Here is a 3,497-nt window from a genome sequence, read left to right as displayed (position 1 = left end):
ACCCTGGGTGAGGGGCATTTTTATGCTGAGTCAACGGGAGGCGCTCAATGACGCAGGATGTCACTAAGAAAAACAATGTGAAACGCTGGCTACCATCCGTCATCGGTGGCCTGCTGCTGGTCGGGCTGATTCTCTATGTTGGCGGCTTTTTCAGGACCGGGCAAATCGGGCCCGAGGATGCTTTGGCACCTGATCCTGACCTTCCTTTGAACGAAAAACAAGTGGCCGCGCGAACAGTGGTTTTACCTCAATACTATGAGGCGATTGGCACCTTGCAGACCCGCACCAGCGGGCGCATAGAGTCTCAGGTGACGGGTCGTGTGGAACAGGTCGCAGTGCGTTCCGGTGATCTCGTAGGCAAGGGCGCCCTGCTGGTGAAAATCGATGATCGTACCTTGCGGGCACGCTATCAGCAGGCGCAGCAGGCCCTCAATACCGCTGTTGCGCAGAAGATTCAGGCAGAGCAAGCGATTGAAGCGGCCCGTGCCGCAGAAACCCGGGTACTGGCCGAATTCGAGCGAATCCGCAACTTTCTGGAAGCGCAGGCGGCCACGCAGCAAGAGATGGAAACCATCGAGGCGCAGCGACGTCAGACGCAGGCGAACCTGGCGCAGGCGCTAGCCGCACTGGCCGCGGCCGAGGCCGGCATTGAGGGGGCTCGCCAACAGGTTGAGGAAGCGGCTGTGGCCCTCGACTATACGCGGATTGTCGCGCCGATGGATGCACAGGTCGTTGAGCGGCTCGTGGATCCGGGTGATCTGGCCATGCCGGGGAAAGTGTTGCTGACATTGCAGGGGGAAGAGGTTCTGCGCCTGGAAGCCCTGGTGCCGGAATCGCTGATTCAGCGTCTGGTCCTGGGTCAGGACGTCGACCTGTTGATCGGGGAGCGCTCCGTTAAGGGACAAGTGGAAGAGATAATGCCTAGCGCCGACCCACGCACGCGCAGTCTTGTCGTTAAAGTGACCCTGGCTGATCGTCGGGGGCTTTTCCCCGGCATGTTCGGGCGCCTGAGGGTGGGGCTGGAGGCGCGCTCGGCGGTTCTGGTCCCTGCTGCCGCTGTGGTGCGCATCGGTCAGTTGGAACTGGTTCAGATTGCCGAAGAAGGAGGGATCAAAACCCTGCTCGTTACTACCGGCGTCCGCATCGCGGATGATGTAGAAATTCTTTCCGGTCTCACCGGTAATGAGCAGCTTGTGCTGCGTGGCATCCAGCCATGAGTGAACAAACGGCGACTCCGCAAGGTTTCATTGCGCGCCTGGTCGCGCCCTTTCTGCAGCCGCAGCCCCCCATTTTAATGATCATTTTTGCCCTGGCGCTGGGGCTGGCAGCGTTGCTTCTAACTCCTCGCGAGGAAGAGCCGCAGATTGTTGTACCTCTGGCCGATGTGTTCGTGCAGGTGCCCGGGGCATCAGCCCGTGAGGTTGAACAACTGGTCTCGACCCCTTTGGAAAAGCTTCTCTGGCAGATCGATGGAGTCGAATACGTCTATTCCATGTCGCGCGATGGTCTGGCCATCGTCACTGTCCGTTTCCATGTTGGTGAGGATCGCGAGCGCTCCCTGGTCAAATTACACAACAAGATCAGCATGAACATCGAGCAAGCGCCGCCCATCGTTCAGGGATGGGTCATCCGGCCGGTGGAAATCGATGATGTTCCCATCGTCAACCTGACCCTGTATTCCGAATATTACAACGATTTCGCCCTGCGTCGCATCGGTCAGGAGGTGCTGGCACGACTGACCGAGGTCAATGATATGTCCCGCTCGGAACTGGTTGGTGGACGCAGCCGTGAAGTCCGGGTCGAACTCGATCCGTCCCGCCTGGCGTCGCGCGGAATTTCCCCGCTGCAGGTTACTGCGACACTGCGGGGAGCCGATGCGGCGGTACAGGCCGGCAGCTTTTCCGCGATTAATCGCGAAATCAGTGTCGTCAGTAGCGCCTTTCTGCAATCAGCTCAGGATGTTGAACAACTGGTGGTCGGGGTGCATGACGGACGCCCTGTCTACCTGCGCGATGTCGCCAGCGTATTCGATGGCCCGCAGGAGCCCGGCAATTATTCGCGCATCGGGTTTTCCGCCCTGTTTCTCGAGCGTAATACCCAACATCCAGCCACCGGCCTTGATTCCTTCAACATCTCCCCGGCCGCCGCTGTCGGTTCCTATCCGGCAGTAACCCTCGCCCTGGCGAAAAAAAAAGGCACCAACGCCGTTGCCGTCGCCGACATGATTCTGCAGCGTCTGGACGAGCTCAAAGGGTCCGTCATCCCGGATGACGTTTTTGTTGAGGTGACGCGCAACTATGGTGAAACTGCCCGGGAAAAAGTCGGTGATCTGCTTGCCTCGCTGTTTTTTGCCATTGTTACCGTGGTGGTGCTGTTGGCGTTTACCCTGGGACGCCGTGAGGCGCTCATCGTTGCCCTTGCGGTACCCATCAGTTTTTCCCTGGCGCTGTTCGTCAATTTTCTGCTGGGTTATACCATCAACCGGGTGACCCTGTTCGCTCTGATTCTGTCCTTAGGTCTGGTGGTCGATGATCCCATCACCAACGTCGACAACATTCAGCGTCACATTCTCAAACGGCAGCGCAAGCCGCGCGAAGCAACCCTGTTTGCCGTTAGCGAGGTCTTGCCGCCGGTCATTCTTTCGACCCTGGCGATCATCGTCTGCTTCACTCCGATGTTTTTCATTACCGGCATGATGGGCCCCTATATGGCGCCGATGGCGGCCAATGTTCCCCTGACGGTTATTTTTTCGACCCTGGCAGCGCTGACCGTGGTTCCCTGGCTAGCCCATACCCTGATTCGCCGACGGGTGGAAAAAGACGGCGCTGAAGACTTAAAGGGGGAGGATGTTGTTCCCTCCTGGCTCAAGCGTGGTTATCGCGCGACAGTGGAACCATTTCTCGGTGCGCGCCGTTGGCGCTGGGCCCTGCTGGGCGGCATTCTGATTCTGTTGGTCCTGTCCCTGGCGCTGCCCATGTTACGCCTGGTGCCCTTGAAGATGCTGCCGTTCGACAACAAGAACGAACTGCAACTGGTGCTGGATCTGCCGGAAGGCAGCACGCTGGAGACGACCGATCGCATGGTTCGTGCCTTCGAAGACTATCTGCGCAACGTCCCCGAAGTATCCAGCTTTGTCTCCTACGTCGGTCGTCCTTCACCGATGGATTTCAATGGAATGGTTCGCCATTACTATCTGCGCGAGCAACCCCATCTGGCCGATATTCGCATCAACCTGGTCGGAAAGAACGAACGGCGCATGCAAAGCCATGCGCTGGGCCTGCGCCTGCGGAGCGATCTGGAAGATCTGGCCCAACGCTATGGCGCGACGTTACAGATTGTCGAGACACCGCCCGGGCCACCGGTGCTGGCGACAGTGGTTGCCGAAGTCTATGGTGCTCCAGGTCTTGATTACCAGGATATGATCAACGCAACCCACCAGGTAACCAGAGTGATGGCTGATGAACCCTTTGTCGTTGATCTGAACACCACCATTGAGA

Annotated in this window: 2 protein-coding genes; both read left to right on the top strand. The window is 58.5% G+C overall.

Annotation, left to right across the window (positions count from 1 at the left end; all coding sequences use genetic code 11):
• Positions 1 to 47 precede the first annotated feature (47 nt).
• Entirely contained in the window at positions 48 to 1,217 is a 1,170-nt protein-coding gene (locus tag AC6F7T_RS08020; RefSeq protein WP_500717659.1) for an efflux RND transporter periplasmic adaptor subunit, read from the top strand.
• Positions 1,214 to 3,497 (top strand): efflux RND transporter permease subunit (locus tag AC6F7T_RS08015; protein WP_500717657.1); only part of this gene is annotated, 2,284 nt, incomplete at its 3' end. The genes AC6F7T_RS08020 and AC6F7T_RS08015, both read left to right, overlap by 4 nt.

Source organism: Pelovirga sp., from assembly GCF_059864205.1.
Note: the sequence above shows the minus strand (reverse complement) of the source record. Positions and strands in the feature narration are given on the sequence as shown.

Coding starts and splice junctions, on each gene's coding strand:
- AC6F7T_RS08020 (WP_500717659.1), top strand. CDS start 48: ATGACGCAGGATGTCACTAAGAAAAACAATGTGAAACGCTGGCTACCA.